At 51.4% G+C, this 1,948-nt stretch carries 2 protein-coding genes and 1 pseudogene; 2 read left to right on the top strand and 1 reads right to left on the bottom strand.

The window, feature by feature from the left end:
- The first annotated feature begins 223 nt into the window (after positions 1–223).
- Entirely contained in the window at positions 224–394 is a 171-nt protein-coding gene (locus J9892_RS21290; RefSeq protein ID WP_200164220.1) for a hypothetical protein, read from the top strand.
- Positions 394–1,110 carry a SprT family zinc-dependent metalloprotease gene (locus tag J9892_RS21285; RefSeq protein ID WP_200164221.1) on the top strand — a complete coding sequence of 239 codons (717 nt, stop codon included), beginning with the start codon at positions 394–396 and terminating at the stop codon, positions 1,108–1,110. The genes J9892_RS21290 and J9892_RS21285 overlap by 1 nt, the downstream gene beginning before the upstream one ends.
- 61 nt (positions 1,111–1,171) lie before the next feature.
- Here J9892_RS21285 and J9892_RS21280 read toward each other — a convergent pair.
- A pseudogene (locus J9892_RS21280) lies at positions 1,172–1,665 on the bottom strand (IS5 family transposase); the annotation flags it as partial.
- Positions 1,666–1,948 lie beyond the last annotated feature (283 nt).

Genomic DNA, 1,948 nt, shown 5'->3' with positions numbered 1-1,948 from the left:
TGACAGAAATAAGGGAAAGACTGGAATGGGCAGCTGATTATTTGGCCAAGAACGCTTGCCGAACCAAGCAGAGAAAATCGATACAGAACAGGACCTTGGAAGGAGTTTTAAAGGGACTCAACGCTTAAGGTCCTGTACATGAGAGGCTATTACCATTTTCAACAATCTGGCGAGTATTGCGACAACCACGTTCGTTTGTCCGACAGATGAGGATGCCAAGGCGATGCTCGCACTTGAACTTGATCAGGCGATGCGTGAGAAGGCTCCAGCTGGCTGGAAAGGGGATGACGTCCGCGAGAAGCAGGTGCTGAATGCTCTGTTCCCCATCATGTCGCGGGATCGGGTCGCGACGCTGGCCATTTTTGAAATCATCAAGAACCAACCGGGGTACTGATGAACGAGATGATCCAACTGGGCGAGATTTCAATAGCGGTAACTAGGAAGGACATTAAGAATGTCCATCTCACAGTCCATCCGCCTGATGGACGTGTGACCCTTGCCGCCCCATTTAAAACCCGTCTGGAAGTAGCACGTGCCTATGCGATCTCCAAATTGGCCTGGATTCGTGATCAGCAGAGAAAGCTCGGATGTCAGGCACGGGAAACACCACGTCAGTTTGTTGAACGAGAGAGCCACTATGTTTGGGGGCGACGCTACCTGATGACGGTGGACTACCAGAATGTAAAGCCCACCGTTATCCTCAGCAACAAACGGATTACGCTGATTGTTCGTCCAGGCAGCAGCACAGAAAAGCGTGCGGAGTTGATGCATGAGTGGCACAAGTTATTACTGCACGAGGTCGTGCCCCCACTGGTTAAAAAGTGGGAGCGAAAGCTCAAAGTGAGCGTTTCAGGTTACTTTCTGCAACGCATGAAAACCAAGTGGGGTAGCTGCAATCACTCAGCTGGAAACATCCGCCTCAATACGGAATTAGTAAAAAAGCCGAAGGACTTGCTGGAGTACGTCATCGTGCATGAAATGGCTCATTTGATCGAGCCAACGCACAGTGAGTGTTTCATCGCAATCCTTGAAGAGCATTACCCTAGCTGGCGAGAGGCCCGTGCCGAGCTCAACGAATTGCCACTGGCGGCAGAGGTTTGGAAAGAGTGAGTAATACAGGGAAGGAACCCATAGATTGGCCCCTTGAAGATCCAGACACTTCGCCCCTCTTAACTTCCGCCGCCACGATATCGTGGGTCACCGGGTCTACTGCCAGATGCAACTTGCGCCAGACTCGGCGCTTCTCAGCGCCGTGTTTTCTGACCTTCCACTCGCCTTCACCAAACACCTTCAGCCCAGTGCGTCGATGACCAAGTCGGTAATGCGTTCCTTTGGGGGCTGTCGATAAGCCACCGTCACCGTGCGAGCGCGCTTGCTGACACAGCTGTAGTCCGGCGCACACAGCGGCACATTCATCAACTCGAACAGGGAGTCGAGTAGCCCCTGAGTGGCCCGCAGAGTGAGGTTAAAAATCCCCTTGAGCATCAGGAAGGTACAAATGGTCTGGTCGGTGTAGAGCTGGCTGCGGCCCCGCCGCCCATGATGGTCGTGGTGAAACCAGTTGCTCATGGCCTCGGCATCAACCCAGAAGGTGAGTGAACCACGATTAATCAAAGACTTGTTGTATTTAGGCCAGTTGGTGATGGGTTGAAGCGACGTGCCCATGATGCAGACTTGAAGAGGATGGTGGTGATCAGATCACCAAGTCCTCAGTTAGTTCCATTCAAGCTTCATCGATTTGGGCAACAACGCCCTTCACTGCCAATCAAAAGAACAGTGCCGGTGACACTGCAAAGCGCTTGCTCATGTACAGGATCTTTAGCTACAACCAATTGAAATAGATAGAAAAAAGGCTTCGTTTGTGATCTGATTTAATCGCAAAAAAAAACCGACACGCCCGAAGCCATGACTATTATCAATGCAACCCAGTACCTCAAGCAACTTCTTA

It is taken from the genome of Aeromonas sp. Prich7-2, from assembly GCF_017939255.1.
GTDB lineage: Bacteria > Pseudomonadota > Gammaproteobacteria > Enterobacterales > Aeromonadaceae > Aeromonas > Aeromonas caviae.
The sequence above is the reverse complement of the archived record's forward strand: the minus strand, read 5'-3'. Positions and strand labels throughout refer to the sequence as shown.